This is a genomic window from Amycolatopsis sp. PS_44_ISF1 (genome assembly GCF_032335455.1).
Lineage (GTDB): Bacteria > Actinomycetota > Actinomycetes > Mycobacteriales > Pseudonocardiaceae > Amycolatopsis.
The window spans coordinates 1572385-1599091 of sequence record NZ_JANUXO010000002.1; the positions used below are offsets into that span (position 1 = coordinate 1572385).

The following is a 26707-nucleotide window of genomic DNA, read 5'->3' on the forward strand; positions in this document are numbered from 1 at the left end:
CTCAGCGCCTCCGCAGCCGCACTTCGAGCGCGTCGCGCAGGGCGTCGCCGAGCAGGTTGAACGCGACCACCACGAGCATGATCGCGATGCCCGGCGGCAGGATCATCCACCAGTAGCCGTTCTGCACGAACTCCGTGCCGCCCGCGAGCATGTTGCCCCAGTCCGCGTGCGGCGGGGCGATGCCCAGGCCGAGGTAGCTCAGCGACGCGACCAGCAGGATCGCGTCGGCCACCTGGAAGGTCGCGTTGACCACGATGGTGCCGATGGCGTTGGGCATGATGTGGCGCAGGATCACCCGCCGGCTCCCGCCGCCCATCATCCGCACCGCCTGCACGTACTCGCGGGTGCGCAGGGAAAGCGTCTCCCCGCGCACCAGCCGCGCCGGGCTCAGCCACGCGCCGAACGACACCACCAGGATCAGCAGGCCGACGCTCGGGCTGAAGATCGCCGCCAGGATCAGCAGCAGGAACAGGGTCGGGATGGCCAGCAGGGTGTCGACCACCCGCATCATCACCGCGTCGACAAATCCCCCGACGTACCCGGCCACCGCGCCCCACAGGGTGCCGAACACGGTCGCGATCACCGCCGCCGCCACCCCGATCTCCAGCGAGGACCGGCCGCCCTCCATCAACCGGCCGAGCTCGTCGTAGCCGACGTCGTCGGTGCCCAGCGGATGGGCGCCACCCGGCGGCTGGTTCGCGCCGGCGAGGTCCGTGGCCACCTGCTCGGTGTGGTAGACCAGCGGGCCCAGGAAGCAGAAGAGCAGGAACAGCCCGATCAGCACCAGCCCGGCGACCGCGAGCCGGTTCTCCCGGAACGCCCGCAGCGTCATCCGCCACGCCGGACGCGACGGCTCCGCCGGGCCGGCCGGTTCAGCCGGCGGGGTCTTCGCCTCGGTCATCAGTACTTCACCCTCGGGTCGAGCACGGCGTAGCCGAGGTCCGCCAGCAGGGAGCCCGCCACGGTCGCGAGCGCGACCACGAGCCCGATCCCCAGCAGCAGCGGGTAGTCGTGCACCTGCGCGCCCTGGATGAACGTGAAGCCCATGCCCGGGTAGTTGAACACCTGCTCGGTGATCAGCGCGCCCGCGAACAGGCTCGGCAGCGACAGCCCGAGCAGCGTCACGATCGGGATGAGCGAATTGCGCAGCACGTGGCGGGTCAGCACCTGGCCGTCGCTCGCCCCACCGGCCCGCGCCGTGCGCACGTAGTCCTGGTTCAGGTTCTCCATCACCGACGAGCGCGCGTACCGGCTGAACGAAGCCACCGTGATCAGCGCCAGGGTGAGCACCGGCAGCACCAGCGCGGGCGCCTGCGTGAGGATTTCGCCGATCGAGTCCCCGCTCGGCCCCAGCGGCGAGAACCACTGCAACTGCACGGCGAACAGCAGCACCAGGATCTCCCCGAGGAAGAAGCTCGGCATCGAGTAGAACGCGAACGAGAGCCCGGTGACCAGGTAGTCGCCCACGGTGTTGCGCCGGCGCGCCTGGTACACCCCCAGCGGCACCGCGACCGCCAGAGCGACCACAGTGGACAGCGTCATCAGCAGCAGCGTCTTGGGCAGGTGGTCGGCGATCACCGCCGTGACCGGCTGGTTGAGCTTGTAGGAGTAGCCGAGGTCGCCGGTCAGCACGTGCCCGGCCCAGGTCAGGAACTGCGCGGGCAGCGGCCGGTCGTAGCCGTTGTCGCGCAGGAAGGTGCTGATCTGCAACGACGTCGCCCGGGGCCCGAGGACGGCCCGCGCCGGCCCACCCGGCAGCAGGTGCAGCAGCACGAAGGTGACCACCGCGACCAGCACGACCACCACCAGGGACTGCAGCACGCGGCGCACCAGGTACCCCGCCATGCACCCGCCCCCAGAATCGTTTCCGAACCCGACGTGCCCACAACTACACCGGCGACGGCTCACCTGTCCATGGCGTCCACGGAAACTGGCCGCCCGGTGTCCCGGTTCGTGATCTTCGCCCCGGCCGGTTTCCTACCTTCGGCGCTACCGTCGCCCGATCGTCCGATGTAGACCGAAGAGGGTTTCGTTCATATCGGTCAATTCGGTATTTTTGGTGCGAAACCGACGCTGGTCCAGCCGTCGCCCAGATCCGGGTTTCCTTGTGTGGCAAGGAGATGTCTTCCGCCCATCGTGAAGCCTCCGCCAACGCCATGCGAAAACCGCCGGGGAGCCTACGGGCCCAGGTTCGCCGATTCCGTCAACGCTCGCCTTCCAGCGAAAGCAGCACCGTGCGCAGGTCGTCGCTGAGCCGGCGCTGCGCCGCGGGACCGAGAGCGGAGAGCACCGTCAGCTCGGCCTCGCTCTTGACGTCGAAGACCTCCATCGCCCGCTCCTCCCCGGCCGGAGTCAGGGTGACCAGCACCGAGCGGCGGTCGTCCGGGTCGAGGTCGCGGGTGACCCAGCCGTTGCGCTCCATCTTGGTCACCCGGTTGGTGACCGCGCCCGAGGTGAGCTGGAGCTGGGCCATCAGCGCCCCGGCGCTGAGCCGCGGCGTGGGCTTGGTGCGCAGCAGGCAGGCGAGCAGTTCCAGCTCCCACAGCTCGATGCCGTGCGGGGTGAGCTCGCGCTTGATCTCGGTCTCCAGGCGGTGGGCCAGCCGGCGGACCCGGTAGGCGAGCGCCTTGGCCAGCGCGTGGTCCTCGTCGTAGTGGGCCGAGGTCACCTCGAGCATCTCGTCCACGTAGTCCAGCCGGCCCTGCCGGCCCGGGGGCGTCACCATCGGCTCATGCTAACCGTGAGCCTGAAGATTCTTGACGTTCACCCGGTTCGGCACCAGAGCGAGGCCGAGGCCGATCAGGGCCAGCGCCGCGCCGGCCAGGCTCGGGGCGGTGTAGCCGAAGCCGGCCCCGATCAGGGCTCCGCCGAGGGCCGCGCCGCCGGCGTTGGCGATGTTGAAGCCGGACTGCACCGAAGCGGCGGCCAGGGTCGGAGCCGCTTCGGCTGCGCGGATGATCTGCAGTTGCACCGGCGGGATGACCAGACCCGAGGCCAGGCCGATCGCGGTGAGCGTGATCAGCGCGGTGACCTCGTTGTGCACCGTCAGCGCGAACAGCGCCAGCACCGCGGCCAGCAGGCCGAGGGCCAGGTGGGCGGCCGGGCGCAGGGCCCGGTCGGCCAGCCGCCCGCCCACCAGGTTCCCGGCCGACGAGCCCAGGCCGAACAGGGCCAGGGCCACGGCCAGCCCGGCGGGCCCGACGCCGGCCAGGGTGGTCAGCGTCGGGCTGATGTAGGAGTAGGTGGCGAACACCCCGGCGAAGCCGAACGTGCCCACGGCCAGGGTCAGCAGCACCGCGGGGCGGGTGAACGCGCGCAGTTCCGTGCGCAGCCGGACCGGGACGTGCGCGGGGTCGGGCGGCACCAGCACCGCGAGCCCGAGCACCGCGAGCAGGCCGAGCCCGCCGATCAGCGCGAACGCCAGCCGCCAGCTGACCGCGTTGCCCAGCGCGGTCGCCGCGGGCACGCCCACGACGTTGGCGACGGTGAGGCCGGTGAACATCAGCGAGATCCCCCGGGCCGCCCGCTCCCGGCCGACGAGCCCGGTCGCGACCACCGAGCCGACCCCGAAGAACGCACCGTGCGGCAGGGCGGTCAGCACCCGCGCGGCCATGAGCCAGCCGTAACCGGGTGCGGCCGCGGCGGCGAAGTTGCCGAGGGTGAAGACGGCCATCATGCCCAGCAGCAGGTTCTTGCGGGCGAAGCGGCCGGACACCGCGGTCAGCAGCGGCGCGCCGACCACGACCCCGAGCGCGTACCCGGTGATCAGGTAGCCGGCCTGCGGGATGGAAACGTGCAGGTCGGCCGCAACCGCGGGCAGCACGCCCATCATGGCGAACTCGGTCGCGCCGATACCGAAGGCGCCGAGCGCCAGCGCGAACAGGGCGACCGGCATCAGCACCCCCGGGCCACGACGGACCGTCCACCCGGCCCGGCCGAACCGACGGCCCGCTGGTCCGGCCCGGCCGAGCCGACAGACCCCTGCTCCGATCCGGCCAAGACGCGAGGCCGTTGATTCGACTCCGCCGAAACGCCAGGCCGCCGATCCGGCCCGGCCGAGACGCCAGGCCGTTGATCCGACTCCGCCGAGACACCGGGGCCCTGCTCCGATCCGGCCGAGGCACCGGGCCCCTGCTCCGACTCCGGCGAGGCACCAGGGTGTCGATCCGGCTCGGTCCACGCGGCGACGGCCTCGGCGAGTCCGGCGGGCGACGTGGCGGCGTGCGCGACGTACCCGTCCGGCCGGATCAGCGCCGCCTGCACCCCGCGCCAGCCGGCCCGCTCGGGAACGGGCGCGGAGCGGACCTCGACGCGCGCGGAGCCGAGGTCGGCGAGCGAGTGGCCGGGGGTGAAGTCGAGGAGCAGGAACCGGTCCGGCCGCAGGGCGCGGATCACCGAATCACGATCCGCCGGGCCACGATCCGCCGGGATCGGGCCGGCCGGGCGACGGCCGAGGGGCAGGTCCGGTGCCCGGGTGCCGGTCAGCGGGTGGGTGCCGTCCGGGGGCGGGTAGGCCAGCGACAGGCCGGACATCGTGCCGGCCAGCTCGTGGTGGAGTTCGCCGCCCTGGGCGATGAAGCCGCTGAACATCTGGCGCAGCGCCGCGCCGGAAGGGGTGAAGGTGTGCATGAGCGCGTCCTGGGCCTGGGTGTTGACGCAGAGGGCTTCGGCGACCGGGCGGCGCTCGGCGTCGTAGCCGGACTCGCCGGTGACCAGGCGGGACGGGGCCCAGCCGTGCACTTCGGCGGCGAGCTTCCAGGCGAGGTTGGTGGCGTCCTGAAGCCCCACGTTGAGGCCCTGGCCGCCGGCCGGCAGGTGCACGTGCGCGGCGTCGCCGGCGAGCAGGACCCGGCCCACGCGGAAGGCCGAGGCGTGCCGGCTCGCGTTGGTGGACCCTCGGGACAGCCAGGAAGCGTTGTGCACGCCGAAATCCCGGCCGGAGATGGCGGTGAGCGCCTCGGCCACCTCCGCGAGGGTGAGCGGCCGGGCCTGGCGGCGGCGAACCTCCGAAGAGGACAGTCCGACGTCCGAGGCCCGGACCCCGAAGACCCGGACGAGCCGGTCGGTCAGCGGGACGACGCTGGCGTGGCCGGTCCCGGCGTCCCAGAAGTGCAGGGGCCGTTCGACGGGCTCGGCCAGCTCCAGGTCGGCGACGAACCCGACCTGGTCCGGGGTGGTGCCGGGGAAGCCGATGCCGGCCGCCTTGCGCACCGGGCTGTGCGCGCCGTCCGCGCCGATCAGGAACCGCGCGCAGTGCCAGTCCTGGCCCACCCGCACGCGGACCTCGTCCGGTGACTGGGCGACCTCGACGATCTCGGCGCCGTAACGCACCGGGACTCCCTTGGTGCGCAGCAACTCGGCCAGCGCCGCTTCGGTGCGCCACTGCGAGATCTGCAGCACGAACGGGAACGGCGTGTCCAGGTCCCGGTAGTCGAGCCGGTCCGGCAGCGTGGCGAAGTGCGAGTCCGGGACCCGCCGGCCCTGGGCCAGCAGCACGTCGCTGATCCGCTCGCCCGTCCCGGTGTCCAGCAGGCTGAGCACTTCGAGGGTGCGCGGGTGCATGGTCGATCCGCGGGACTGGCGGACCGGCCCGGGGTTGCGCTCGTACACCGCCACCCGCACCCCCGCCGCGTCCAGCAGCGCGGCCGCCATCATCCCGACCGGTCCCCCGCCGGCCACGATCACGTCCGTCATCCCACCGTTCCTCTCGCTCGTTTTCTCTTAACATGAAGATACTTAAGATTGAGATTTACGGCAAGGGTGGTACCGGGGCAAATTTTCGGGCTGGGCCGCGAAAACGGACTTCGATCACCAAGGCGGGCCGGGAAAGCGCGGCGCCGGAGACCGGCCCGGGACCGCCGGACGAAGCCGGCGGTCCCGGGGGTTCTGCCACCGGCCGGAGCCGGGGCGGGCTCAGCCGTTCAGCGGGCTCAGCCGTTCAGCATGGTCAGCCGGTCGGCGGGCTCAGCGCCGGCCGCGGAGGGTGGCGCGACCGGCGTATCGCGCCTCGGTGCCCAGCTCCTCTTCGATCCGGATCAGCTGGTTGTACTTGGCCGTGCGGTCCGAGCGGGACAGCGAGCCGGTCTTGATCTGGCCGCAGTTGGTGGCCACGGCGAGGTCGGCGATCGTGGTGTCCTCGGTTTCGCCGGAACGGTGCGAAAGAACCGCCGAGTAGCCCGCCTTGTGCGCGGTCTCGACCGCGTCGAGCGTCTCGGTCAGGGTGCCGATCTGGTTGACCTTGATCAGGATCGAGTTGGCGATGCCGCGCTCGATCCCGTCGGAGAGGATGTCGACGTTGGTGCAGAACAGGTCGTCGCCGACGAGCTGCACGCGGTCGCCGATGCCGTCGGTGAGCTGCTTCCAGCCGGCGAAGTCGTCCTGGGCCAGCCCGTCCTCGATGGAGACGATCGGGAAGCGGTTGGTCAGCTCGGTGAGGTAGGCGACGTGCTCCTCGACGCTGCGCTTGCGGCCCTCGCCGGTGTAGTCGTAGACCTCGCCGGTGTAGAACTCCGACGCGGCCGGGTCGAGCAGCAGCGCGATGTCCTCGCCCGGGGTGTAGCCGGTCTGCTCGATGGCGCGCACGACGAACTCGAGCGCCTCGTCGGCCGAGCCGAGCTGCGGCGCGAAGCCGCCCTCGTCGCCGACGTTGGTGTTGTGCCCGGCCTCGTGCAGCGACTTGCGCAGGGTGTGGAAGACCTCCGAGCCCATGCGCACGGCGTCGGCGAAGGTCTCGGCACCGACCGGGCCGATCATGAACTCCTGGAAGTCGATCGGGTTGTCGGCGTGGGCGCCGCCGTTGATGATGTTCATCATCAGGGTGTTTGACTCCTAACCCGCTGATCTGCATCTTTACCTGATCGCAGCATTCAGTGTTGCGTCTAGGCCGTCTACAGGCCGCCAGGGCATCACTTGGTCACTCTCTTGTCGTCGTCGACAGCCGACGCGACACGGAAGAGAGCGTCCATAGCCCGCCGTGCGCGTTCGAAGCTAGAAGGCATCAAATGCGTATAAGTTCGCAGCGTAAAACCTTCGTCACTGTGACCAAGAAACGCAGCAAGTTCTTTAATCGAAACGGCTCGAGCGAGCATATTCGACGCGAATAAATGACGTAAGGCATGCATTCCGTCGGTTCTATCTTTATATTCAAAACCAACAACATCAAACGCTTTACGCCACACATTGTCGTTGAAATTGTCTCTTGTATAGAATTTTCGATTTTCCGTCGTCATCAGCAAGTTTAAGGTTTCAAATTTTTTCCCATCTCTTTCACCCCAAGGCAGAGTAACTTCGACTGGTGGATACAATTCAGCATAACTATCTAACTTATCCAGAAGATGAGCACCGATTGGAATAGACCTAGGTTTATGCCCCTTTGGTAATTTAAACTTATATTTACTTCCGACGCGTACAATTTGTCGAGTACAATGGTAAACCATCTCTCTACGATCTACGCTGTCAAGGTTAAAAGCTAAAACCTCACCTTGCCTCAAACCCAATCCTGCGCCTAGAAGCGCAGCCGGACGATTCCTTTCCGGCAAAGCATCTTGAATTAAAAAGAGTTTTTGCTCCTTCCAGGGTATTACTTGTATCGGTTTTGCACGGGGTGCAGATATAGATTTATTTTTACATGGATTTTTACGTAGCTTTTCGTCATCAACTGCAGCATCAAGGATGGATGACAGAAGCTGAAATATGGCGTTTTGATAGGAAAGAGACAGGTTCTTCTCTTCGCTGCCAAGCCAGGCCATCCATCTTCGAACGGTCTCAACTTTCTCAAACGCAGACACCCTGACACCCGCAAAGTACGGGAATATCTGGTTGTCAAGCCTTGACTGATTCGTCTTCTTGCTTGACTCGTCTTGACTGCGGCTACTCAAAACCTCAACTGCGTAGCGCTTGAACTCCACGTCCCCAGCGTTGGGATCGTGATAAGTTTTCGAAAATAAATCATTTTCAGTTTTAGTTAAAAACTGTTTCGCCTCAGACAATTTTTTGTCCGGGAAAGACTTACCACGTTCTTTTCCGTTAGGATCTTCCCAGCGGACTTTGTAGCGCATACCTTTACCGTGCTGGTCCGTGCGTTCTTGCACGGGTTTCCCTTTGGTGCTGAACACGGGGTTCCCTGTCGCGGGGTCTTTCTGGTCTCGATACCAGCGGTCCTGAATATGCGCCATTGTGCAACCATTTCATTGCAGGTTAAGTAAATTTCAAACCGCGTAACTGGTTTCAGGTCCACCAAGCCAAGCGCGGACGGCGGCCGGGTCATAGCGAACATGTTTGCCAATGCGATGCCACGGTGGGCCATAGTTTTTTAGACGCCAGTCTCTAAGCGTTTTTTCGGGTATGACCAAGTAGGCGGACAGTTCTTCCGGCGTCCAAAGTGCTTCGACGCTGATCGAACGTATATTTGGGCTTTCACTCATCGAACCCACGCGCCCGCATCCGATCAGACCCACAAGACCCTATCCCATCAACAACAATCAAATTTTTTATACGAAAACTTAACTTATGTGAAACGGAAAAAATCCAAATTCCACATGATGTCGCAGCGTGATTTTTACTCCGACTTTTCGAGATAATCAGGCGAAGATAGTAAGTGCCGCAGCAGCCCGAAGACGAGGTGATAGGAAATCCGGCTCGTAACCGACAACCTCTCATTCCCGGACTGCTCGAGGCGACCTCATTGATCGAGTGCGCTAGCCTCTGTTGAACAGACATTGGAGACCTCTCATACGTAGATGAGCTGTCTCGTTCCACCCGCGCCCCGCGCGGCGAGCCCCGTCCGAGTCCATCCCTCGTCCCGCGACCTAAAAAGGCTTACCGCGGTCTGGCGATCTGCCTGGATCGGCAACGCTGTCCGAGCATCGCCTTGCCCATAGACTACGCACAGACAGGCAATCGCAACACCACAACGACCAAAGAACACATGGTCCGCTAGGTTCGAACGCCAAGTTTCAACCCGTCCAGACGTCCGCCCCTTTTTACTCGGTCTCGTCGATCGAGATCAACAAATCCTCGTCGCCCTGGTCGGCAGGCTGTCCCAACGCGGCCACCATCTGGTCCTGGTACAAGGCGTCCGCTGTGACCCGGTCCCAGGCTTCGGCGACGTTGTCTGAGTCGAGGATGTTCTCCCAGTCGGCTCCCATGGATGAGACCTTAGCCGCGCATCGCGAGGGTGCTTGCAGCCCGGGTCGTGTGCTCATCGGCGCGCAGCAGGATCAACTCCTCCAACTCGGCCGTCCTGTGGAGAGCAGGCAGTGCGCCGCCTGCCCGAACGATGCCGTTACGACGAACTGCGCACCGATGTCGGCGTCATACCACGTCGGCTGGCCTGCGCAGGTCATACACCGCAGGACTAGTCCTCCACCGCATGCCCTGTACAGGCCCGATCTCCGGCGTGCCCGGGTCTTCCTCAGGTCTGGGCGGGGTCCTTCTGTGGCCCGAGATCACCGGTGGTCTCGATCGGGGCGTGGTTGCGTCGCCGCGAGGGCCTTATCTGGGTCACGAGGAACCCCGGGCCTGATCGAGGTCGCCGACAGGTATCTCCAGAGCCCCACGCTGGCCGTACCTGAGCCGAGTCCGCTGCCTTCTCGTGCGCTGACCTGACAGAGGTCCGATTACCGCCGTGGATGAGACCCAAATTGATCCACTACGACACCGGCGCGAACGTCGACCACCAACGGAGGCGTCGCGATCCGCAGTGCCACCCAGGATGTCGGGGAGCTGACCTGGGCACGACCGGGCACGAGTACGACGCGGCGGTGCTTGACATCTACAGTGTCAGTGACAACGGATTCGAGGCGCTGAAAAGAACACGCCAGCCACACCGGATCCCAGATCCTTAAAATTGCAATCACCAGGCTCCCTTGGTTCCCGTATGCTTACAGGTATGTCGTTCCCTTTCGTAACGACGCGGTGATGAAGGGGAGGAGCCCCGGCTGGCACCGCCTCCAAGCGCAGTACAAACAGAGTGCCAGCCGATCCGGCTCCTCCCCGAACCCCAACGTCTCCATGAACCAACACCATGCAGGTTTGCACTGCCCGAGGGCGGTGATGATGAAGCCGAGCAGCACGGCGTCTCCGGCCATGGCGGCCCCGATGTCGCAACCGTTTAGGTGGCTGCGGCCTAGCCATAGTCATCAACTGGACATCGGCTGGATCAATTGGACGGGATGCCCGCGGCGGAGGCGTCAGCGCGTGCTCCGCGGGCCGCCCCGCGTCAGCCGCAGCCACGGGACAAAGTAGTTCCACACCAGACGACCGGCCCGCGACATCGACGAACTGCTCCGCTCGCACGGGCTCACCCCGCGCTCGACGTCCGCCCCGGCACCACTGTTCAGCACTGGACACAGTCGGCGTGCACCTGACAGATATGTGGCCGCCGACGGTTTCTCCGGTCTGGCAGACGCCATAGGTCGATCCTGGTCTTCGTCGTCCCCCCGGGCCAGCGTTCCGCAGCCCGCCCCGCCCGGTGAGTGTGTATCGTGCGGAAGGCGGTTGATCATGACCACGCGGCGAGCCGGTGAACGCCCACGGCGGTCCCACGCTGTAAGCCCCGAATGGGCAACGAACGCACTCGACCCCAGATGCGAAGGATTGATGTGGCAGGCGGGTTCTGGGCCGGGATCGACTGGTCGGAAAAACTCAACGACGTCGCAGTCGTCGACGCAGCGGGACAGGTGGTGGTGCGCGCCCGGATCGCCGAGACCCCGGACGGCCTGAAGGAACTCCTGCGGCTGCTTTCTGAGCTGAGCCGTAGCCACCGGCACAGCCGCCGCCAGGTCCCGATCGCGATCGAAACCGGCAGCAGCCTGCTCGTGGAGGGCTTGCGATCGGCTCGGCAACCGGTGCACGTCATCCACCCGGCGATGGCCGCGCGCTACCGGGCCCGGCTTTCTCCCGCCAAGATCAAGTCCGACAAGGGCGATGCGGCGATGCTGGCCAACATCCTGCGCATCGACGGCGACTCCCACCGGCCCCTGCCGGGAACGTCGGACCTCGCTCGATCCATCACGGTCTTGGCACGAGCGCAAGTGCAGGCTCGCTGGACACGGGAGTACCACGCGAACCGGCTACGTTCCCTGCTCCGCCAGATCCACCCGGCAGCCTTGACCGCATGGGCAGACCTTCCTGACGGCTTCCGCCGCACCGAAGCCCGCGCGGTGCTCGCCGCCGGCCCGACCCCACGTCAGGCCGCCCGGCTCAACGCGATCCAGCTATGCCGCATCCTGACCGAGGCCGGACGCACCCGGCTGCGCATGGACCGCGCCCTGCACCTGCAAGCCGAATTCGCCCAGCCCGTGATCAACCGCCCCCGGCCCGTCGAAGACGCCATGGGAATAGAAGTCCTGGCCTGCCTCAGCATGCTCGACCAGGCCTGCGCCACCTCTGAGACACTCACCGGCGAAACCGAGAACGCGTTCATCGAACATCCACAGGCAGCGATCTACCTGTCCTTCCCCGGATGCGGACCACTCCTCGGCGCGCGCTTGCTCGGCGAAATCGGTGACGACCCGGCCCGGTTCGCCACCGCCCGAGGGCTGCGCGCCTACGCCGGGGCAGCCCCGCTGACCTGGGCCTCCGGGGCGACTTCCTCGGTCACGCGTCGCCGGATCGCGAACACCTGGCTACAGGCCACTGGACACGTATGGGCATTCACTTCTCTGACGCGATCACCAGGCTGCCGCGCGTACTACGACCATCGCCGCCAGGCCGGGGACCGTTATGCACCCGCGCTGCGTAGCCTCTACGGAAGATTGCTCGGGAGCCTCCACCGGTGCCTGTGCACCGGCCAGTTGTACGATGAAGACCTCGCATTTCCGCCCGGCCGACGCGTCGGCCGGGCAGGAGGCAGCCGGGTATAACGCCTCGGAATCCACCCCGGGCCCTCGAGCCCTGACGCGGGAACGGCGCCCCGGCTGCCCCCTGCCCACTCAGGGCCACACCGCAGGATCGCCACAAACGAGCTCGACCTGGCCGGCGCCCGCACCAGGCTGCGCCGCATGACCCGCGACACCAACCAGCAGGAACCGCGCTCCGGCGGGCCGCCGGCCGGAGCGGCACAGGTGTGGTGCAAGCACCAGCTCCGTAACGTCAGCTGAACGGGTGATCTGTTTGCCAAGTGTCTCGCTGGGGCAGTTCGCTCGGTTGGAGCTTGTGCCCTGCGGCCCGCGGTGCGCAGGGTGGAGGGGCTGGCATCCGTGAAGCGGGACGAGAGGGGCGGCGGCGTGGCCAAGCATGAGAACAAGTCGCAGGATGATGGTCAGGGCACCTACGACCCGACGGCGACGAAACCGGCGGAGGAGTCCGGCGGTGGGAAGCACGACAAGGACGACAAGGGCGACGACTAGATGACGGTGAAGGCCGCGACACCGCCGTGGCGGACGCTGTTCGACGAAGTCGAGCGGGCCATGTTCATCCCGGACACCATCTGGGTCGACATTCCGAACGATCCCGGCTACCGCGAGGTGTCGCGCCAGCGCGACCGCGCGGCGTGGGACGCGGCGGTCGCCGCGAACGCGCCAGTCGTCACGCAGATCAACCTCGGCGAGCCACACCGACCTGGCGGGGACAACTTCCCGACGTCCTCCTCCAGCCAGCCCAGCATCGTCGCCGACATGCTCACCGCACTCGGCCCGCAGCCCGGGGAGGCGATACTCGAGATAGGCACCGGCACCGGCTGGAACGCCGCCCTGCTGGAACACCGGGTCGGCCCGGCCGGGCGGGTCACCACGATCGAAGTCGACCCCACGCTCGCCGACGCCGCCCGCGCGGCGCTGTCCGCGGCCGGTTTCGCCGCCTGCGTGGTCACCGGCGACGGCGAGGCCGGATGGCCGGCCGCCGCGCCGTTCGACCGGGTGATCTCGACCGCCTCGGTGCGGGAGATCGTGCCGCTCGCCTTGCTGGCCCAGCTGCGCCCCGGCGGGCGGCTAATCACCCCGTGGAGCACCGACTACGCCAACGGCGCGTTGCTCACCCTCGACCTCGGCGACGACGGCGTCGCGCACGGCCGATTCTCCTCCTACCTGTCGTTCATGCGGCTGCGCGCGCACCGGCGCGGGCTCTTCGGCTGGGAACCCGGCGAGGACACGCTCGCCGGAGCGGCGGTCACCACCACCGAGTGCCGCAACATCGACCTGGACCGGATGCTCGACCCCGCCCGAGGCAACCTCGTCATCGGCGCCCGGCTGCCCCACATGTCCCTGGTGTTCGACCGCGACGCCCGCGGCCCCGGCCACCACCTAATCGAGCTGGACGACCTCACCACGAAATCGTTCGCCCGCCTCGACTGGCCGACCGACAGCACCGAACCGTTCACCATCTCCCAGCTCGGACCCCGCCGTCTGTGGGACGAGGCCGAAGCCGCCTACGACTGGTGGTACGAACACGGCCGACCCGGCCCCGACAGACTCGGACTGACCATCAACCCGGACTCCGGACACCAGGTCGCGTTCCTCGATAACCCAGACACGATCGTCCGCACCTGGATATTGTGATCAGCTCGCCCGCCGTGCACCGCTCGCTGCCCGAGCGCTGCGGCTTGAGCAGCGAACGGCTAGCCACCGCAGCCGAGCAACAACTCTCAAGGACTTTCCTAGACTGCGGCGTGCTGCGGGTTGATCCGGTACATCCGCACCCGGAACCGTTCCTGCTCGACGGGGTCACGCTGCACCGGGACGTGGCAGCCGGTGTCGAGGTCCAAATGACCCCAAAGGCCCTTGCTGTCCTCGTCGTGAAGCCACCGGCCGCAGACGATGACCGAGACCGTGCGGCCAGGCGCGGCAACGTAGGTCACCTCGTGGTAGTCGCGATCGAAGATCCGATTCACAGAGCCGGGGACATTGAGCTGACTTCCTTTCTGCACCAACAATCCAGTGGCAGTACGGTTCCAGTGTTCATCTTCGTATCCACCCATTGCGGGATGGGCTTCCATGACGATCCACGGATGTGTATGGGGCTTGGAGATCTCTCCGGCTCGGAGGTCCGGGCGATACCAGATGTTGATTTTGTTGGTCAGATCCACGGTCTGGACCACAACAAATTCGGCCTTATAGGCCAACGGGATGCCGGTTTCATCGTCATCAGGACTCGGTACCAGCCACCACCGAGCAGGGTCAGCAAATGCTTCCCAGGTGAGCGCACAGTGGGCGGGTGCATGAGCGGCTAGACAATCGGCCGCAGCACCGAAAATCTCTTCATCCAGGTTGAGGCCGGGAATGACTTCGACGATCCGCATAATTCTCCTCTGCTACATCGGTTTTCCACGTGTTGCCTGCCGGTTGCACCGGCGGGCGGGTGTAGCGCCGAACTGTGGCTCGCCACTCGCGTCGACCATCGTCTTGGCCAGCTATTTCACGTGATCTGACGAATTACTTACGAGCGATTCCATAATCTCGTGTCCGGATCTGAATCCGCTTCCAGCCCTCGACGATGCTCGCCGATCGTCCCGTAGACCAATTCGGGCCGGACGATGTCGACGGTGTACCCGGTTGGGACAGCCACACGGGCCCAGGTGACGGGTGAGAAGTTCGTCATCTGGTTGACGATGGTCGACGTCACCGTCCTCAGTTGTTCCACGCTCACACCGACGAGCGGGTGCGCCCGATCAACACACGGGCGCACACCCAGCAGTCCGGCCGCCGTCGACCACACCGGGTTAGTCCAGGTAATGCCGTGGTCGTCGCGAACCAGCTCGACCAACCCGGCGACCGTCGTCGACCAGGATATCCGCCACAGATGATCGGGTTGAATAAACAGGTATTCCAGCTGATCGTTGCGGGATACCGCACCGCCGGGTGTAATCACGTAGATTTTACCGGCCCGGATGCGCTCGCCACTCGTGGCGACCCTCAGGCTGGTCGTCGAACCGTCGCGGCCCAGGTCGTCATCGATCGTCTCGTCGGGCATCTCGCCCCCATCTCCTAGTAGTTGGTTGCCGGCCGAAAATCGGCGGCCGCTCAAGCGAGCGGTGCATTCTCATCAAGGTGGTGTCAGACGCTAAGATTCACCACCTCCTTCGCCACGGCATTGAGACTCCGCCAGGCTACGTGCGAAGCGATACCGCGATCGGCAGCGCTCACCGAAGGCCCTGGTGATTCACCCTGTGACTCACGAGCGAGCGCGGCCCTGAACAGGAACAACGTCGAAAAGAGTCATTTGCCTGGGCACGGCACGTGGCCCCTGTGTGGATCACCCGACTGGCCGAGTCGCGGTGCGGTCGGCTGCGCCGCGATGCTGGCACGATCAGTCCCCACGGGGAGCCGGGCGACGAGGGAAGGGGCGGGGCCTTGTCCATGCTTGAACGTATGCGGGCGACCGTGCGCGGCATCGGGCGTGACCCGGATTTGGTGGCCCGGCATATCGAGCTCGAGGGCTGGCCGGACGAGGTGCGCGGGCACTTGGAAATCGCCGGCCTGCTCAGCGTGCTCTACCGGGAAACCGGTCGGCTGCTGGCCCTGGCCACCGACATCTCCGAGGCGCCCGGCTGCGGATATATTGCCATGCCCGGCACGATCGAACTCCCCGGCGAGGACGCCCGCGCAGCGGCGCGGTGGGAACTGCGCTGGGCCGAAGCTCGGCTGTCCGACGTCGCCTTCGACGCCGACAAGGACCAGTGGCGGACCGGGTTCGCTGCTGCCGAGCAGGCCGTGGTCGCGGCGAACCAGATCCTCAAACTGGTCAGCAGCGACTCGGAACCGGCGCACGCCGATCCCCGCGCACCCGGATGGGATGACGCCGCCCGCACGCTCAAGCTCGCCCAGCAGATGCTCGACGAAGCACGCGCGGGCCGAACTCACACCACGACCCCCTTCGACGAGGCGTAAGCCGGTTCCCGGCCCGCGAGTCGTTCACCATGGTCGCGCGAGCCGACCGTCGGGAGTGGCAGGTGCCAGGCCTGCCGCCATCGTTGAGCTACCGCCCGGATGACCGCGGATCCACCAAAATGATCATTTCCACGGCTGCGATCACCCCGACGTCGCCTAGCTCGGCTCCACCGGGTCCCCCGCCTTACGAGACGAGCATATCGAGCGGGTTACAGCCCGTCGCCGGTCATGTGGTTGCAGTATCGCGGCTGGCCGAACTGCAGGGGCTCGGCGGTGTCGAGCGAGGCCCAGAACGCCCGGGCTGCGACCGTGGCGTCGATTGCCGTGGTCGACCAGGAGAATCCGGGGCCGCGGGCGAGTGCGGCAGCGACGAGAACGGTGGCCAGGCCGCGGCGCCGGTAGCCGAGGTCCACGCTGACCTGCTCGATCACCCCGATGTGGTCGAGCTGGCACAGCTGCAGGTCGATGTCGGCGACAGCGCGACCATGGATCTGCAGTGCGAGGTAGCCGACGCCGGCGGGCCGGTCCGGCGGATGCGCCACCAGTTCAACCATCCGCGGGTCCGGACCCGGCGGGGTGCCGGCGCTGCGAAGGATGATGTGGTCCAGGCCGGGCCAACCGAGTTGCAGGTCGTGGTCGTTGCTGGAGGTAGGGGCCATCCCGGCCAGATCGAGCCGGTGGCTATGCAGGCACCGCGAGTGCGACCCGGCCGGCCGGAATAGGAGGCCCGGATCAGGCTCGTCTTGAGCCGCCATCGACGCCCCCTTCACCTGTTCGGCCCAATGCGATGGTGTCCATGTTGCACATCGCCGCAGATGAAGCGCAAGATGCGGTGACGGACAACCCTAGTACATCAGTTCGATACCGAGCCTAGATCGCCGCCTTCCCCACGGCGACACGACCCGCCGTGGGAGAGCCCTGTTGTCGTTCACCAACAAGCCCGGCCTGCCGTGGCGGGAGCTGGAGCGGATCGCGGCCGGCCGGGACCGGACCACCGTGCGCGGGAACGGCGGGGACTCCCCCGCCTGGTCCCGCAAACGCGACGGCTACCGGCGCCCGGCCGGGCTGGTGCCGCGGGCGGACCTGGAGGTCGAGACCCCGCGGGTCCCCTACGCCGAACTCCACGCCCACTCCTACTTTTCCTTCCTGGATGGGGTGTGCTCGCCGGAGGAGCTGGTGGAGCAGGCGGTGCGGTCCGGGCTGGATGCGATGGTGCTTTCGGATCACGACGGCATGTACGGCGCTGTCCGGTTCGCCGAGGCCGCCCGCGAGCTCGGGCTGCGCACCGGGTTCGGGGCCGAGCTGTCACTCGGCCTGCGGGGCCGCCAGTCCGGGGTGCCGGATCCGGCCGGGGCGCACCTGCACGTCATCGCCCGCGGGCTGGAGGGCTACCGGCGGATCTGCCGGGTCCTCTCCCGCGCCCAGCTGGCCGGCGCGAAAGGCTGCCCCGTCTACGACCTCGACGAGGTGACCGAGGAACTGCGCGGGCACGTGCTGGTCCTGTCCGGCTGCCGCAAAGGCCTGGTCCGCCGGGCGCTAGTGGAAGCCGGGCCGGCTGCGGCGGCCCGGCAACTACGCGGGCTGGCCGGGCGGTTCGGCGCCGAGCACGTCGCGGTCGAGCTGTATGACCTGGGGCTGCCGCTGGACGACACCCACAACGACCTCCTCGCCGCGATGGCCGGCGAGTACGGTCTGCCCACGGTCGCGACCAACGTGGTGCACTACGACCGGCCGACCCGGGGCGCGCACGCGGACATGGTCGCCGCGATCCGCGCGGGCCGCTCGATCGAGCAGATGGAGCCGTGGCTGCCGCCGGATGCGATGGCGTTCATCCGCACCGGCGCCGAGCAGGCCGAGATCTTCGCCCGCTACCCCGGTGCCGTCGCGCGCGCCGCCCAGCTCGGCGTCGAAGTCGCCTTCGACCTCGCCCTGATCGCCCCGGAACTACCCCCGTTCCCCGTCCCCGGCGGCTTCGCCGACGAGAACGCCTACCTGCGCCACCTCACCTACACCGGCGCCGCCGAGCGCTACGGCACCCCCGCCGAGGCCCCGCAGGCTTACGCCCAGCTCGAGCACGAACTCACCGTCATCGCCGAGCTCGGGTTCCCCGGATATTTCCTGGTGGTGTGGGACATCGTCCGCTTCTGCCGTGAGGCCGGGATCCTGGCCCAGGGCCGCGGATCGGCGGCGAACTCCGCGGTGTGTTTCGCGCTGCGGATCTCCAATGTCGACGCGGTCAAGTGGAAGCTGCTGTTCGAGCGGTTCCTCGCGCCGGAGCGGGACGGGCCGCCGGACATCGATGTGGACATCGAGTCCGACCGCCGCGAGGAGGCGATCCAGTACGTCTACCACCGGCACGGCCGCTTCCACGCCGCCCAGGTCGCCAACGTCATCACCTACCGGCCCCGCTCCGCCGTGCGCGACGCCGCCAAGGCCCTGGGCTACTCCCCCGGCCAGCAGGACGCGTTCGGCAAACAGGTCGACCGGTGGGGCTCGGTCTACGACGCCCGCACCCCCGGCCCCGACGGGCGGCTGGGCCACGACATCCCCGAGCAGGTGCTGATCTACGCCGGCTGGCTGCAGGACACCCCACGTCACCTCGGGGTGCATTCCGGGGGGATGGTCATCGCCGACACCCCGGTATCGGAGGTGGTGCCGGTCGAGTGGGCCACCGCCGAGGACCGGTCGGTGCTGCAGTGGGACAAAGACGACTGCGCCGCAATCGGATTGACGAAGTTCGACCTGCTCGGGCTGGGGATGCTCTCCGCGCTGCACTACATGACCGACCTCGTCGCCGAACATCACCACGTCGAGGTCGACCTGGGCGCACTCGACCTCGCGGACCCGGCTGTGTACGACATGCTGTGCGCCGCCGACGCGGTCGGGGTGTTCCAGGTCGAGTCGAGGGCACAGCTGGCGACGCTGCCCCGGCTGCGGCCGCGGGAGTTCTACGACCTCGTCGTCGAGGTCGCCCTCATCCGGCCCGGCCCGATCCAGGGCGGCTCGGTGCACCCCTACCTGCGCCGGCGTGATGGTGCTCCCTGGGAGCACGCCCACCCGCTGCTCGCCCCCGCCCTGGACCGCACGCTCGGGGTGCCGCTGTTCCAGGAGCAGGTGATGCAGATGGCCCGCGACGTCGCCGGCTTCACTCCGGCCGAGGCCGACCAGCTGCGGCGGGCGATGGGGGCGAAACGCTCCAGCACGAAGATGCGGCGCCTGGCGGGCCGGTTCTTCGCCGGCACCGACGCCCACGACATCCCCCGCGACCTCGCCGTGCGCATCTTCGAGCAGATCCACGCCTTCAGCGGGTATGGCTTCCCCGGACTGCCACGGGTTCAGGAATTCCGAAGGTCCTTCGAGCGGAACCGGATGCTCAGGTGTCGGATTTTGAGCGTACGACGGGTCGGGTTCAGGTCAAGCGAAGCGTTGGCGGCCAATGGTTCGCGCCACGGGCACGAGCGGCGTGCGTCGTGGCGGCGCGGCCATGCCGTCGGCGGGGCTTGTGGCCGAGCGCTGCCTTCGGTCGGTCACCACAACAGCCATCTGACGCTGATGGTCGGGCAAGTCTTCGGGGGCCGTGACAAGCTTCGGTCCGGTTCGCACAACGAGTTTGGCTCGGGCGACGTTCCGGTCCGGCCGGCACTGCGGTGGATGCTCCTGCCGGATGGGGGGTGTCAGCTGCTCGCCGCCGTCGAACTGCCCGCGCGAGCACGGGTGCGGGACTCCGGGACATTCTCCTGGAACACGTCGCTGCGCCTGTACGAACTCGTGTGTGGTGTCTGCTGGGAGAGCGGCCACGAGGACCACGCGTGGGCGCTCGTTGACCCTGCCTACGAGCAGGTCGAGCTGAGTGAGGCCGCAGGAACGGGTTTTGAGCTGGTCGCGCTCGCACTGGATGGTGCGGTCAGTTCAGCGGCCGGCCGGATCGAGCTACGCCTCGACGGGTGGGTGGTCGGGGAAGCGACCCTGTTCGTATGCGCCACGGACCGTTGCGGGGTACTGGAGCACGTCCGAGTAGCGCCGGGCTATCGGCGCCGCGGCTACGGTCGGCCGTTGGCGTTGGCCGTGTTGTCGCGCTACGACTGGTCGACCGCGCAGCCGCGGTGGGTGCGCGGCGATCTGCGTGGGCGTGCGTTGGCCGCGGTGCGGCGGGGCGCTGGCTACGCGTGGACGACGGCGTCGGTGCCCGACACCGACGAGGCGCGCGCGTTCGAGCAGATGTTGCCGGTTGCGACGGACGGCGGGCACCTATATTGCCGGCACCACGACGGGGCCCGGCGGCTGGGCGGCGGCGTCGAGCCGGCCGGTCCCGAGAGCGCGCCACGAGGTTCAGGTGACTGAGCGGGCGGCGGCAATGTGCACCGGCAGAGGTCGCTGCTCCCGAGGAGAGGCTGCACCACAACGCCGATAAGCGTCACCAGCTGCCAAGCGCAATGCTCAGAGGTTCCTCGCCTGTCCGCGACGGACGATGGGCGATCAAGCCGTCAGCGGGTCGAGGCTAATGTGTGACGATGCGAGTTGGGCACGTTGAGTCACTCGGTGCCTCGCGCGGTGCGATGGCCGAAGGCCTTGCCGTGGAGGCCGTGGATTGGTTGCTGAGCGCCGCGCGGACCACCGATGCCGGCCTAGTCTGGGGAAGCACCGCGACCGACGACGAGGTGGACCCGTTCCTCTACAGCGGAGCAGCGGGGATCGTGCTCGCATTGCTGGAAGCCCAGCGCCACTTCGGCGACGACCGCTACGGCGACGCCGCCCAACGAGGTGCGCGCGCCATCGCGGCGGCAGTCGATCGCGACAAGGACTGCTCGCTCTACTTCGGCTTGACCGGCATGGCGTTCGCCCTCCACGCCGTCGGCACTCTGCTGGACGACGCCTCCGCGACGACCGCCGCACGGTCCGCGCTGCGCCACGTGCGTTCTCGCTTCGACGGGCAGCGATGGGGCAGCATGTTCGAACTGATGGCGGGCAACGCCGGTATCGGCCTGGGCGCACTATCCTGCGGTGATCGCGACTTGGCCATCCTCGCCGTCGAACCCTATCTCCGCTCCGCCGATCCAACTCCCGGCGGCGTGAACTGGGCGATCCGGCCCAGCCCGCCACGATCTCACCACCTGGCCCACGGCACTCTCGGCATCGTGGTCGCCTTGGCCTCGATCGGAACCGCCACTGACCGCCGTGATCTGATCGACCTGGCGCTGGCCGGTGCCGCTGATGTGGTGGCCCGTGACGAGGCCGGGCCGAGCGGTTTCCTCGTTCCGCACTCCGACCCGCAACACCGGCCGGACCTGATCGAGCGCTACAGCTACGGCTGGTGCAATGGCCCTGCCGGTGACGCCCAGGCCTTTCGACTGCTCGGTGCGATCACCGACGACCCGACATGGGCCGTTCTCGCCGATCGGTGCTGGCACACCGTCACCCAGTCCGGCCTGCCGCGCCGGATCCGCCCAGGATTCTGGGACAACAACGGCTCGTGCTGCGGCACCGCCGGAGTGCTCGCGCTGGCGTGCGATCGGCACGTCGAGCGGCGGGAGCAGTCCGGCTTCGGTGCTGGGCTGGTCGATGACCTCGCCGCTCGGGCTACCACCGATGCCCGGGGGGTCTGCTGGTCCAACCACGAACACCGGGCGACGCCCAGCGTCCTGGAGCCTCGCACGGGCTGGGCGATGGGCAACGCCGGGATCATCCGCGAGCTGCTGAGGTTCGCCCGAGTCAGTTCCGGCCACGATCCGGCCTACACCACAGCATGGCCGGGCCACCCGGTCACCCGTCCCGTGACTGATCTTGCAGGTCACGAAGGTGCGGGTACGGAGTCCGGTCGGTCGTAGTCTTCGAGCGCGGTGGAGAGCAGCTGTCGCGCGGAGTTGGCGTAGCGCAGCGCGGTTTTCTCGTCGATGTCGAACACCGCGGTCAGATGGCGGGGGTCAGCGCGGTACGCGATGGCTTCGTCGAGGTGGCGGTCCATGCGCAGGCGCTCCAGCGTGGCGGGAAGGCCGCGGAAAACCTTGCTCAGCCAGGCGTGACCGACCTTCGCGGGGGTCGCGGCGGTGCGCACGTTGATCAGCAGGTGCGGATTGGGCGTGACCGGCCAGGTGGCGCGGCGGTACTCGAGCCAGCTGCGCAAGGCGCGGTGCGTGAGCTCGTCGAGCGGGTGGACGCGGCCGGCGAGCAGAATGCGCCGGTTGCCGAGGTCGACATCCTGCAGCAGCACGGCACGGATGGTGTGACCGCGGGCAGCGTGGATCGTGGCCAGCGCGAGGATCAGCGGGTCGGCCGGGCGCGCGGCCGCGGCGACGGTCTGCCGCACCTGCTCGTCAGGCAGGGGCTGCAAGATCGCACCGACCGAGGCGCCCACCCGAATCCGGCTGGTGGGGTCGCGAAAGACCACGCCCGACTTTTTCGACGTGCGAAACAGCGACCGCAGCGCCACAAGCGTCGCCTGGCGGGTGTTGCCCGACAACGACGCCAGCTGGTCCAGGACGTCCTCGCGGGTGACTTCCCGCAGGTGAGCGTAGCGCTGCGACCAGGCCGCCAGCGCCGGGCGGAGGCTGTGGAGGTAGCGCAGTGCGGTCTGCTTCTGACGCGGCGACCGGCGCGCGTCACCGGCGATCAGGCCACGGACCCACCGTTCGACCTCGTCGGAGATTCCCGCAGCAACACCAGTCAGGGCACGGCTCAGCGCGGTGTCCACGCGAGACGGACGATCGTCGACGTAGAGGCCGAGAGCGTCCAGGATCTCCGCCGAGCGCTCAACCGAGAGCAGCACCGCTGGCGCACGCAGAATGGCATACAGGCGGGAATGGGAGAACCGGTCGCCGTCGACGAACCCGGCGAGCACGATCGTCAAGGCCCGCCGGCAGTTGATTGTCACGGCCGCGCCCCAGCCGTGCCTTTCGCTGGTCTCGTCCACCAGCCGCAACGCCGCGGCGAGGGCCCGACGCCCCGCGGTGACCGGGAAGCCGTCGATGCTCACGGTTGCTCCGTCCTCGTCGATGAGGAAGAGACTGCACTGGCCATCAGACGGCCCACCGCCCCGGTCTGGCCTCCACCGAGGTGGAGCCGAAAGAGCACTGGTGAACGAGCGACTCGAGCTGCTGCCGGCTCGGCGGCGCGGGATGAGGTTCGTGAAGTACAGTTGGAGATCGCGAACCTCGCTGACGCAGTGGATCTCCGTGATGACGCGGTTGCCGATGGCGTGGGCCTGCGTCCGGGCGTTTTCCCAGCACAGGCGGCAATGTCCGCGACGCAGCGACGCGGTCCGAGCGCAGGTCGCGCACGTGCCGTCCGGTCGCGTTCGGTCATGTTCGTAACAGGCCCTGCACCGCTTCCTCGCGAAGAGCGCTCCCCAGCCCAAGCAGCTCTCGCAGGAGTCGACCGTTCGTTTGGCCGGCCGTGCGCTCATTCCGGCGGCAAGGATCGCCCGTCACGGCGGCGCGGAGTGACCGTCGGCGGCGAGTTGGTGTCGCCGGTCGCGGTCGGGCGCGCGGCGTCGCGCTCGGGCACCGGGAACGCCTCGGGCTCCGCGACCATGATCTCCGCGAGCCCGCAGTCGAGCACCGCGCACAGGGCATCGAGATCGGCGCCCTTGAAACTCGCGGGGTTTCCCGACCACAGCCCGGACATCTTTCCCACGGAGAACACGACACCGCGTTCGGCCAGCATCCGCTGCAGCTCGCTGGCCTTCCAGATGCCGCGGTTGGCGGCGGCCAGACGCAGGTTCCACTTCATGGCAACAGTCCCTCCAGCCGCCGTGCGGCGCGCTGCTGGCCGGCCAGCAGCGCCTCCTCGATGCGGGTTCGGTGAATGTGGACGTACTTCATGGTCGTGGCCACCCACGCGTGCCCGAGGATTTCCTGGATTGAGAGCAGGTCCGCGCCAGCGAGGTAGAGCTCGCTGGCGCAGAAGTGGCGCAGCATATGCGGCGTCAGCCGACCGGCCCAGGATGGCAAGTACTCCACGGTCGCCGCGACCAGCCCCGTTCGCAGGGCGTTGCACCCGACGCGGCTGGCTGACCCGTCGCGGGCGCGCCGTTCGGACGGGAACAGCGGCGCGCCCGGCCGGGCGTGGTCCTCGCCGAACTGACCCCACACATCCTCCACGAACCAGCGCAGCAACCGGTCGGCGCCGTTGATCAGCGGCACCATGCGCTCACGCGGGCCGCTGCCTCGGCTTCCTTTGCCGACCCGGACGTGCAGCTTGCCGAATGGTCCGAGATGCCACTTCACGTCGTCCAGATCCAGGGACCGGACCTCGTTGATCCGCAGACCCACCAGCGACGAGAGCTTCGCCGCCGTGTAGTTGCGGGCGGTCGGCGCGAACTTGCGGCAGGTCGCCAGCTCCCCGCGCCACCCCTCGAACAGCTGAGCCAGCTCCACCGTGGTCGGCGGGATTCGCAATGCCGCGTCTTTGTGGCCTCGGGGGCGGTTCATCTCGTCGATCGGGCACTCGACCACGCGCCCGGTCAGCTCGTGCAGCTCGACCTTGTGCCGCAGCTCGAGGAACTCGAAGTACGTGGTCACGGTCTGCGCGCGGGCGTGACGAGTGCCCTTGGCGGCCGTGCGCATCACCTCGCCGAAGTATCGGTCGGCGTCCGGGGGCTGCATCTCCCACAGCGGCCGCTCAAACCACCCCCGCAGGTGTTCCAGGTTCGACACGTCGTGCCGGATCGTGCTGTCCGCCAGGCCAGCCGACGCGCGAGCCAGCACGAACCCCGCCATCACGTCGGTCTCGAAATCCAGCAGCTGCTCCGGATTGAGCCGCGGTCGTCGGTCACGCAGGTCCCGCACCACAGCCAGCGGCAACCCCACCACCCCAAATTCACAAGCCACGACGAATCATCACAACTTGAATTATTCTTTCAGGAATACTGAATTTTTGTCATCATTAAGTAGATCACACCGCGGCGAGAGAACCCCTGGTCCTGCGTAGTTCGGGGCGTGCCGCCACCGCCGGCGCCCCAGCGAACCCGGGCGGTGTCGCACAAAGCCCACTCCATGTCATTCGCGCTGCTGGTCTACGTCTCCGCGTGGTTCAAGCGCTACTACCCCGCGGCGTTCTGCGCCGGGCTGCTGCGCGCCCAGCCGATGGGGTTCTACTCCCCGCAGTCCCTCATCGCCGACGCCCGCCGCCACGGCGTCGTGACCAGAGAGCCGGACCTGAACCTGTCGCTGCCGCACGCCACCCTCGAACCCGACCCCGCCAGCGCCGGTGGGGTCGCGATCCGGCTCGGACTGGCCGGGATCCGCCACGTCGGCCAGGCCGTCGCCGACCGCATCGTCGCCGAACGCGACACCGCCGGCCCCTACACCTCCATCGCCCAGCTGACCGAACGCATCCAGCTCACCCGGCCCGTGGTCGAGGCCCTCGCGACCGCGGGCACCGTCACCCCCCTCGGCCCCGACCGGCGCGCCGCCCTGTGGGCCGCCGGCGCCGCCGCGGCCACCCGCGCCGAGCACCTGCCCGGCCTCGCCCTCGGCCAGGACGCCCCCGCCCTGCCCGGCATGACCGCCGTCGAACTCGCCTCCGCCGACCTGTGGGCCAACGGCGTCACCCCCGGCGTCCACCCGGTGCAGTTCCTGCGCACCCACCTCGAGACCCTCGGCGCCCTCCCTGCGGGCCGGCTCCTGGATGTCCTGGACGGGACCCGCATCACCGTCGGCGGCGCCGTCACCCACAAACAACGCCCCGCCACCGCCGGCGGCATCACCTTCCTCAACCTCGAGGACGAAACCGGCATGGTCAATATCGTCGTCAGCCCCGGCCTGTGGCAACGCCACCGCCGGACATTGCTGGCCAGCACTGCCCTGCTCATCCGCGGCATCGCCCAAACCGGGCAGGGCACCGTCTCCGTCGTCGCTGACCACATCACCCCACTCGACCTCACAACCCTCGCCGCCGCCTCCCGCGACTTCCGCTGACCCCGAGGGAACAGCGATTTGTCCGAGCCTAAGCTGCAGGCCGTGAGCCGTGATCGATCTCACCGGCAGGACGTCACCGGCTCGGGCCCGGGGACCGGGGCCAAACCCAACAAGCCGGATGATTTGCCATCACATCGCAAGAAGCACCATAATATTTCCATGACGAATCAGCAGCGGGAGCAAAGGATTAACCGGGTCGGCTTCGTGGTGCTGTTGACGCTGGGGCTGGCGGTTGTCGTGGTAGCAACAATCTCTTTTACCGATAGCGACATGTCAGCGTGGCCGGCTACGGTCCTGTTGCTTCTGTGGCTGGCCGCCTTCGGTGTGTTGCGCTCGATCAACTGGCGCTCACCGTTCCAGTGAGACGACCTGAGCCCGCAGGCTCCCGGATCTGACAGTCTGCCATTCCGGGAGCTTGCCGGCAGTGGTCCTAGTCGAACGGGTTACACACGGGCACGGGCAGCGGTGCCGGCGGGATGGGGAAGCCGGTGTTGAGGAAGTAGATGTTGAGCTCTCCCTGCTCGTTGGTGCACAACGTCACGATGGCCAGTGACGTCGCGATTGCCGAGGCGATCGCAGCGGCGGCGGTGCCGCCACCGAGCGCCACGGTGATCCCTGTAATACCACCGGCCGCGGTCAGACCCTTCTTCAGCAGGTCGGTGAAGTACTTGTCGAGGTGGACGTGCAGCGCGAGGATGCCCAGCACAGTCTCGGCGTACCCGTGCGGGCCCTGAACCACGATGCCGGCCGGTGACTTCAGCTGCTTCATCAGGGCGGCATCGGCCGGGTTGGCCGGGTCGAGACGAACCACCACGTCGCCCTGGGCGTTCACCTGCACGGCACCCGCCCGCTCGTTCAGTCGCTGGACGTGTGCAGGCGCCGACGCCGTGGACGCGTCAGCCATCCCCGCACACCCCAGCGAAAGCACGCTGGCGGCCGTGACTGTTCCCATCACCCTGGAAAACTTCA

General features: G+C 67.7%; 23 protein-coding genes and 1 pseudogene. 8 read left to right on the plus strand and 16 right to left on the minus strand.

Annotated features, from left to right (window positions below):
- Position 1: 1 nt before the first annotated feature.
- The 9 genes and pseudogenes from NYF13_RS21380 to NYF13_RS21420 form a co-directional block, all read right to left on the minus strand.
- The gene (locus tag NYF13_RS21380; protein ID WP_315659116.1) at positions 2-901 is read right to left on the minus strand and encodes an ABC transporter permease; all 900 of its coding nucleotides are present in this window, start codon (positions 899-901) and stop codon (positions 2-4) included.
- Positions 901-1845: an ABC transporter permease gene (locus NYF13_RS21385; protein WP_315659118.1), complete on the minus strand. Its 945-nt coding sequence runs from the start codon at positions 1843-1845 to the stop codon at positions 901-903. Before NYF13_RS21385 ends, NYF13_RS21380 begins: the two co-directional genes overlap by 1 nt.
- A 358-nt stretch (positions 1846-2203) precedes the next feature.
- Positions 2204-2725 carry a MarR family transcriptional regulator gene (locus NYF13_RS21390; protein ID WP_315659119.1) on the minus strand — a complete coding sequence of 174 codons (522 nt, stop codon included), beginning with the start codon at positions 2723-2725 and terminating at the stop codon, positions 2204-2206.
- A gap of 9 nt (positions 2726-2734) precedes the next feature.
- Positions 2735-3895 (minus strand): MFS transporter, encoded by a 1161-nt coding sequence (locus NYF13_RS21395; protein WP_315659120.1) that lies wholly within the window; start codon positions 3893-3895, stop codon positions 2735-2737.
- Entirely contained in the window at positions 3895-5694 is a 1800-nt protein-coding gene (locus NYF13_RS21400; protein ID WP_315659121.1) for an FAD-dependent monooxygenase, read from the minus strand. The genes NYF13_RS21395 and NYF13_RS21400 overlap by 1 nt, the downstream gene beginning before the upstream one ends.
- 270 nt (positions 5695-5964) lie before the next feature.
- Positions 5965-6813 (minus strand): annotated as a pseudogene (locus NYF13_RS21405) (phosphopyruvate hydratase); the annotation flags it as partial.
- Positions 6814-6905: 92 nt separating this feature from the next.
- On the minus strand, positions 6906-8114 hold the full coding sequence (locus tag NYF13_RS21410; protein ID WP_396287626.1) for a tyrosine-type recombinase/integrase: 1209 nt from the start codon (positions 8112-8114) through the stop codon (positions 6906-6908).
- 93 nt (positions 8115-8207) lie between these two features.
- Positions 8208-8423, minus strand: a complete 216-nt coding sequence (locus NYF13_RS21415; RefSeq protein WP_315660384.1) for a helix-turn-helix domain-containing protein — start codon at positions 8421-8423, stop codon at positions 8208-8210.
- Between the two features lie 558 nt (positions 8424-8981).
- On the minus strand, positions 8982-9146 hold the full coding sequence (locus NYF13_RS21420; RefSeq protein WP_315659123.1) for a hypothetical protein: 165 nt from the start codon (positions 9144-9146) through the stop codon (positions 8982-8984).
- Between the two features lie 1413 nt (positions 9147-10559).
- On the opposite strand from NYF13_RS21420, the gene NYF13_RS21425 reads away from it, so the two are divergent.
- The 3 genes from NYF13_RS21425 to NYF13_RS21435 all read left to right on the plus strand — a co-directional run bounded on the left by NYF13_RS21425 (position 10560) and on the right by NYF13_RS21435 (position 13496).
- The gene (locus NYF13_RS21425; RefSeq protein ID WP_315659125.1) at positions 10560-11864 is read left to right on the plus strand and encodes an IS110 family transposase; all 1305 of its coding nucleotides are present in this window, start codon (positions 10560-10562) and stop codon (positions 11862-11864) included.
- Positions 11865-12227: 363 nt separating this feature from the next.
- A complete protein-coding gene (locus NYF13_RS21430; protein WP_315659126.1) occupies positions 12228-12350 on the plus strand; it encodes a hypothetical protein in 123 nt (40 codons plus the stop codon).
- Positions 12351-13496: a methyltransferase domain-containing protein gene (locus NYF13_RS21435; RefSeq protein WP_315659127.1), complete on the plus strand. Its 1146-nt coding sequence runs from the start codon at positions 12351-12353 to the stop codon at positions 13494-13496.
- Positions 13497-13594: 98 nt separating this feature from the next.
- On the opposite strand, the gene NYF13_RS21440 is transcribed toward NYF13_RS21435, so the two are convergent.
- The gene (locus NYF13_RS21440) at positions 13595-14236 is read right to left on the minus strand and encodes a hypothetical protein (RefSeq protein WP_315659130.1); all 642 of its coding nucleotides are present in this window, start codon (positions 14234-14236) and stop codon (positions 13595-13597) included.
- Positions 14237-14373: 137 nt separating this feature from the next.
- Positions 14374-14907: a hypothetical protein gene (locus tag NYF13_RS21445; protein WP_315659131.1), complete on the minus strand. Its 534-nt coding sequence runs from the start codon at positions 14905-14907 to the stop codon at positions 14374-14376.
- 398 nt (positions 14908-15305) lie between these two features.
- Here NYF13_RS21445 and NYF13_RS21450 point away from each other — a divergent pair, with 398 nt between their 5' ends.
- Positions 15306-15824, plus strand: a complete 519-nt coding sequence (locus NYF13_RS21450; protein WP_315659132.1) for a hypothetical protein — start codon at positions 15306-15308, stop codon at positions 15822-15824.
- Between the two features lie 209 nt (positions 15825-16033).
- On the opposite strand, the gene NYF13_RS21455 is transcribed toward NYF13_RS21450, so the two are convergent.
- A complete protein-coding gene (locus tag NYF13_RS21455) occupies positions 16034-16483 on the minus strand; it encodes a GNAT family N-acetyltransferase (protein ID WP_315659134.1) in 450 nt (149 codons plus the stop codon).
- 259 nt (positions 16484-16742) lie between these two features.
- Here NYF13_RS21455 and NYF13_RS21460 point away from each other — a divergent pair, with 259 nt between their 5' ends.
- Positions 16743-20165, plus strand: coding sequence for an error-prone DNA polymerase (locus NYF13_RS21460; RefSeq protein ID WP_315660385.1), 3423 nt, complete (start codon positions 16743-16745; stop codon positions 20163-20165).
- A 242-nt stretch (positions 20166-20407) separates the two neighbouring features.
- Entirely contained in the window at positions 20408-21649 is a 1242-nt protein-coding gene (locus NYF13_RS21465) for a lanthionine synthetase LanC family protein (RefSeq protein WP_315659135.1), read from the plus strand.
- Here NYF13_RS21465 and NYF13_RS21470 read toward each other — a convergent pair.
- The 3 genes from NYF13_RS21470 to NYF13_RS21480 form a co-directional block, all read right to left on the minus strand.
- On the minus strand, positions 21613-22794 hold the full coding sequence (locus NYF13_RS21470; RefSeq protein ID WP_315659136.1) for a hypothetical protein: 1182 nt from the start codon (positions 22792-22794) through the stop codon (positions 21613-21615). The genes NYF13_RS21465 and NYF13_RS21470 overlap by 37 nt on opposite strands.
- A gap of 425 nt (positions 22795-23219) precedes the next feature.
- The gene (locus NYF13_RS21475) at positions 23220-23549 is read right to left on the minus strand and encodes a helix-turn-helix transcriptional regulator (RefSeq protein WP_315659137.1); all 330 of its coding nucleotides are present in this window, start codon (positions 23547-23549) and stop codon (positions 23220-23222) included.
- Complete coding sequence (locus NYF13_RS21480) at positions 23546-24628, minus strand: site-specific integrase (protein ID WP_315659138.1); 1083 nt, start codon at positions 24626-24628, stop codon at positions 23546-23548. Before NYF13_RS21480 ends, NYF13_RS21475 begins: the two co-directional genes overlap by 4 nt.
- 186 nt (positions 24629-24814) lie before the next feature.
- On the opposite strand from NYF13_RS21480, the gene NYF13_RS21485 reads away from it, so the two are divergent.
- Positions 24815-25738: an OB-fold nucleic acid binding domain-containing protein gene (locus tag NYF13_RS21485; RefSeq protein ID WP_315659140.1), complete on the plus strand. Its 924-nt coding sequence runs from the start codon at positions 24815-24817 to the stop codon at positions 25736-25738.
- 42 nt (positions 25739-25780) lie between these two features.
- A complete protein-coding gene (locus NYF13_RS21490; protein WP_315657394.1) occupies positions 25781-26101 on the plus strand; it encodes a hypothetical protein in 321 nt (106 codons plus the stop codon).
- A gap of 67 nt (positions 26102-26168) precedes the next feature.
- On the opposite strand, the gene NYF13_RS21495 is transcribed toward NYF13_RS21490, so the two are convergent.
- Complete coding sequence (locus NYF13_RS21495; protein WP_315657392.1) at positions 26169-26642, minus strand: hypothetical protein; 474 nt, start codon at positions 26640-26642, stop codon at positions 26169-26171.
- Positions 26643-26707: the final 65 nt, after the last annotated feature.

What these genes read in the sequence shown, in the direction of transcription:
- NYF13_RS21380 (WP_315659116.1), bottom strand. Translation starts at nt 901, where the DNA reads ATGACCGAGGCGAAGACCCCGCCGGCTGAACCGGCCGGCCCGGCGGAG.
- NYF13_RS21385 (WP_315659118.1), bottom strand. Translation starts at nt 1,845, where the DNA reads ATGGCGGGGTACCTGGTGCGCCGCGTGCTGCAGTCCCTGGTGGTGGTC.
- NYF13_RS21390 (WP_315659119.1), bottom strand. Translation starts at nt 2,725, where the DNA reads ATGGTGACGCCCCCGGGCCGGCAGGGCCGGCTGGACTACGTGGACGAG.
- NYF13_RS21395 (WP_315659120.1), bottom strand. Translation starts at nt 3,895, where the DNA reads ATGCCGGTCGCCCTGTTCGCGCTGGCGCTCGGCGCCTTCGGTATCGGC.
- NYF13_RS21400 (WP_315659121.1), bottom strand. Translation starts at nt 5,694, where the DNA reads ATGACGGACGTGATCGTGGCCGGCGGGGGACCGGTCGGGATGATGGCG.
- NYF13_RS21415 (WP_315660384.1), bottom strand. Translation starts at nt 8,423, where the DNA reads ATGAGTGAAAGCCCAAATATACGTTCGATCAGCGTCGAAGCACTTTGG.
- NYF13_RS21420 (WP_315659123.1), bottom strand. Translation starts at nt 9,146, where the DNA reads ATGGGAGCCGACTGGGAGAACATCCTCGACTCAGACAACGTCGCCGAA.
- NYF13_RS21425 (WP_315659125.1), top strand. Translation starts at nt 10,560, where the DNA reads ATGGGCAACGAACGCACTCGACCCCAGATGCGAAGGATTGATGTGGCA.
- NYF13_RS21435 (WP_315659127.1), top strand. Translation starts at nt 12,351, where the DNA reads ATGACGGTGAAGGCCGCGACACCGCCGTGGCGGACGCTGTTCGACGAA.
- NYF13_RS21440 (WP_315659130.1), bottom strand. Translation starts at nt 14,236, where the DNA reads ATGCGGATCGTCGAAGTCATTCCCGGCCTCAACCTGGATGAAGAGATT.
- NYF13_RS21445 (WP_315659131.1), bottom strand. Translation starts at nt 14,907, where the DNA reads ATGCCCGACGAGACGATCGATGACGACCTGGGCCGCGACGGTTCGACG.
- NYF13_RS21450 (WP_315659132.1), top strand. Translation starts at nt 15,306, where the DNA reads ATGCGGGCGACCGTGCGCGGCATCGGGCGTGACCCGGATTTGGTGGCC.
- NYF13_RS21455 (WP_315659134.1), bottom strand. Translation starts at nt 16,483, where the DNA reads ATGGCCCCTACCTCCAGCAACGACCACGACCTGCAACTCGGTTGGCCC.
- NYF13_RS21475 (WP_315659137.1), bottom strand. Translation starts at nt 23,549, where the DNA reads ATGAAGTGGAACCTGCGTCTGGCCGCCGCCAACCGCGGCATCTGGAAG.
- NYF13_RS21485 (WP_315659140.1), top strand. Translation starts at nt 24,815, where the DNA reads ATGTCATTCGCGCTGCTGGTCTACGTCTCCGCGTGGTTCAAGCGCTAC.
- NYF13_RS21495 (WP_315657392.1), bottom strand. Translation starts at nt 26,642, where the DNA reads ATGGCTGACGCGTCCACGGCGTCGGCGCCTGCACACGTCCAGCGACTG.